At 66.9% G+C, this 2,861-nt stretch carries 4 protein-coding genes and 1 tRNA gene; 3 read left to right on the plus strand and 2 right to left on the minus strand.

Going from position 1 to position 2,861, the window contains the following annotated elements; translation table 11 throughout:
* Positions 1–80: 80 nt before the first annotated feature.
* Positions 81–166 (plus strand) — tRNA-Leu (locus tag AAC997_RS15690).
* A gap of 135 nt (positions 167–301) precedes the next feature.
* A complete protein-coding gene (locus tag AAC997_RS15695; protein ID WP_340646641.1) occupies positions 302–1,024 on the plus strand; it encodes a SapC family protein in 723 nt (240 codons plus the stop codon).
* Here the strand turns inward: AAC997_RS15695 and radC are convergent.
* Complete coding sequence (radC, locus tag AAC997_RS15700; RefSeq protein ID WP_340646638.1) at positions 1,021–1,758, minus strand: DNA repair protein RadC; 738 nt, start codon at positions 1,756–1,758, stop codon at positions 1,021–1,023. The genes AAC997_RS15695 and radC overlap by 4 nt on opposite strands.
* Positions 1,759–1,924: 166 nt before the next feature.
* On the opposite strand from radC, the gene AAC997_RS15705 reads away from it, so the two are divergent.
* Entirely contained in the window at positions 1,925–2,215 is a 291-nt protein-coding gene (locus AAC997_RS15705) for a hypothetical protein (protein ID WP_340646639.1), read from the plus strand.
* Between the two features lie 7 nt (positions 2,216–2,222).
* Here the strand turns inward: AAC997_RS15705 and map are convergent.
* A partial coding sequence (gene map, locus AAC997_RS15710) for a type I methionyl aminopeptidase (RefSeq protein ID WP_340646640.1) occupies positions 2,223–2,861 on the minus strand: 639 nt, incomplete at its 5' end.

Genomic DNA, 2,861 nt, shown 5'->3' on the forward strand with positions numbered 1-2,861 from the left:
GGCGACACACCGGTTGGCCTTCCGGCGCGGTTAGCGACGCCCTAGGCTATCGCTCGCCAATGTCCTACCGTCCGCCGCGCGGGGACATGGCGGAACTGGTAGACGCGCCAGACTTAAAATCTGTTGGGCATCGCCCGTCCGGGTTCGACCCCCGGTGTCCCTACCAAGGCTCCGGCGCCGAGCCGCGTAGGAGGTTGTGGCATGCGGGATGGCGTAACCTGCGGGGCCGTGTTCTAATTGTGCATCGTCCGCGGCCTGAGGTTTGCAGTCGGAATAGCTTGGGGGAGCTGTTCGTTTCGTGATGAGACCACTTTTCTATCAAAATCCGGTCGCCCTTCACCCCACCGCGCATGGCGCGACGGGGCTCGCCGAAGCCTTGGATTATGGCTTCGCGCGCAAGACCAACGCCATTCCCGTCAGCCTATCGGAGATTCCGATCGCGGCGCTGTCCTATCCGATCGCCTTCACCACCGAGGGCGGCGCGCGGCCGGTGGCGGTGGTGGGACTGCGGGAAGACGAGAACCTGTTCGTTGACGCGAATGGCGCCTGGCTGGAGGGCGCCTATGTTCCGGCCTATGTGCGGCGCTATCCCTTCATCCTGGCCGAGTACGGCGAGGGCGACGACCTGGGGGTCCAGCTCTGCATCGAGGACCATCCCGAGATCCTGGTTCAGGGCGCCGGCCAGCCGTTGTTCGCCGACGGCGAGCCTTCGCGGCTGGTGAAATCGGCCTTCGACTTCTGCAAGTCGCTGCGCGCGGCGGACCTCGCCACCGCGCCCTTCGTCGAGGCCCTGGTGGCCTGCGGTCTGCTCGAGGGCCGCGCCGCCACCATCCAGCTACCTACCGGGGGCGACCTGAAGATGGCTGGCTTCGCCACCATTGATGAGGCCAGGCTGCGCGCCTTGCCCGACGAAGTCTTTCTGCTGCTGCGCCGCCAGGGTTGGATGAGCGCCGTTTACGCCCAGATGCATTCGACCCTGAACTGGGCCCGGCTGGGCGACCTGCTGGTCAGCAACGACCGCTAGAACAACCCCAGCGCCTTGAAGCTGGCCACCCCGTCGCGGCCCACCACCAGGTGGTCGTGGATGGCGATGCGTAGGGCTCGGCCGGCCTCGACGATCTCGCGGGTCATCTGCACGTCGGCGCCCGAGGGCGTGGGATCGCCGCTGGGATGGTTGTGGACCAGGATCAGGGCGCTGGCCGACAGCTCAAGGGCGCGGCGCATAACCTCGCGGGGATAGACCGGGGCGTGGTCCACCGTGCCGTGGTTCATCACCTCGTCGGCGATCAGCTGGTTCTTCTTGTCCAGGAACAGGACCCGAAACTGCTCGCGAGGTTCGTGGGCGAGCGCCGTGCGGACATAGGCCGAGAGCGCGCTGGACGACGAGATCACCGTGCGCTTGACCACCGCGGCCTTGCCCACCCGCAGCGCCGCCTCCTGCAGCAGCTTCAGGTCCAAGGCCACCGCCTCGCCGACCCCGCCTACCGTCTTCAGCTCGTCGAGGGACGCGCCCAGCACGCCGGGCAGGGACCCGAACCGGGCGATCAGCGCCTTGGCCAGCGGCTTGACGTCGCCGCGAGGGATGGTGCGGAAGAGATAGAGTTCCAGGAACTCATAGTCGGGCAGGCCGCTGAACCCTCCCGCCCGCGAGCGGTCCCGCAACCGGTCGCGGTGGCCGTGGTAGTGCGGCTTGGGGGCGGGTTTGGCGGGGAATAGTTCGCCGCTCCAGGCCTCCTGAAGTTCGCCACCGTCCGCCATGGAACCGCTCCGCGATGTTTGGTCGCGGCAATGTTCCTGAATCGTTCCGGTTTTGCAAGGGCCGCGAGGGACCGATCGCCGCAGGTAAGCGCTCAGTAACTACGCAGGGAGATGATTTGTTAGACTTGCATCGGTCAAGGTTGAGTCCTTCGTGGAGATCCAAGCGATGGCCCGCCCCCAGAAACGCGTTGAGGAGGCCGTTGAGGTCCTCGACATTCCGCCGGTCCCCGCCGAAGCCTGGGTCCTCGCCCCGTCGCCGGTGCGACTTGCCGATGGCGCCTTCGAGCCCTTCGACAGTCCTGCTCGCACGCTACAGGCCGACCTGGCCGCCAGCTTCGCTCAGCACCAAGCTGACGACCGCCGCTGGTCACCGCGCCGATCCTTGGCCTTCATCACCGTGGGCAGCTTGGCTGGCTGGGCCCTGCTGATCGCCGCCGCCCGGGCGATGTTCTTTTAGGACGGCTTCAGCCGCCGATCACCGGCGGCTTGAACAGGCCCATCGGCGACAGGCTGAAGACCTCATAGCCGGTCTCGGTCACCCCCACCGAATGCTCGCACTGGGCCGACAGCGACTTGTCGCGGGTCACCGCCGTCCAGCCGTCGGCGAGAACCTTCACCGGATGCTTGCCCAGGTTCACCATGGGTTCGATGGTGAAGAACATGCCGGGCCGCAGCAACTCGCCGGTGCCCTTGTGGCCGAAGTGCAGGATGTTGGGCGCATCGTGGAACACCCGGCCCAGGCCGTGGCCGCAGAAGTCGCGCACCACCGAGCAGCGCTGAGCCTCGACATATTGCTGGATCGCAAAGCCGATGTCGCCCGTGCGGGCGCCGGGCTTCACCGCGTCCAGGCCGCGCTGCATGGCCTCATAGGTCACGTCGATCAGCCGCTTGGCCCGCGGCGCAATGGGGCCGACGCCGTACATGCGGCTGTGGTCGCCATGCCAGCCGTCGACGATGCAGGTGACGTCGATGTTGGCGATATCGCCCTCGCGCAGGGCCCGCTCGCTGGGGATGCCGTGGCAGACCACGTGGTTGACCGAGATGCAGACCGTCTTGGTGTAGCCGCGATAGCCCAGGCAGGCGGGCAAAGCCTTGTGGTCCAG

Source organism: Phenylobacterium sp. (genome assembly GCF_037968635.1).
Taxonomy (GTDB): Bacteria; Pseudomonadota; Alphaproteobacteria; order Caulobacterales; family Caulobacteraceae; genus Phenylobacterium.

What these genes read in the sequence shown, in the direction of transcription:
- AAC997_RS15695 (WP_340646641.1), top strand. Translation starts at nt 302, where the DNA reads ATGAGACCACTTTTCTATCAAAATCCGGTCGCCCTTCACCCCACCGCG.
- AAC997_RS15705 (WP_340646639.1), top strand. Translation starts at nt 1,925, where the DNA reads ATGGCCCGCCCCCAGAAACGCGTTGAGGAGGCCGTTGAGGTCCTCGAC.
- radC (WP_340646638.1), bottom strand. Translation starts at nt 1,758, where the DNA reads ATGGCGGACGGTGGCGAACTTCAGGAGGCCTGGAGCGGCGAACTATTC.